Genomic DNA, 232 nt, shown 5'->3' with positions numbered 1-232 from the left:
CCGGCGCAGCTCTGGCCGCAGCTCGTCGGGGTGCCGTAGAAGAGCCCGTCGGCCCCCGCCGCGTTGACCGCGGTGGTGGAGAAAAGGCCGGTGGCAATGGCGCCGAAGGTCCCGCCGACGCCGTGCACGCCGACGACGTCGAGCGAGTCGTCGTAGCCGAGCTTGAACTTGATGCTGACGGCGAAGTAGCAGAGTGCCCCCGCCAGGAGGCCGATGACGATCGACGCCATCG

Annotated in this window: 1 pseudogene; it reads right to left on the bottom strand. The window is 69.8% G+C overall.

Annotated elements, in window-relative coordinates:
- Positions 1-232: pseudogene (locus tag Q5762_RS39815) on the bottom strand (ammonia channel protein); the annotation flags it as partial.

The sequence above is a fragment of the Streptomyces sp. P9(2023) genome, from assembly GCF_032436795.1.
Classification (GTDB): Bacteria; Actinomycetota; Actinomycetes; order Streptomycetales; family Streptomycetaceae; genus Streptomyces.
This window is presented reverse-complemented; position numbering and strand designations above follow the sequence as displayed.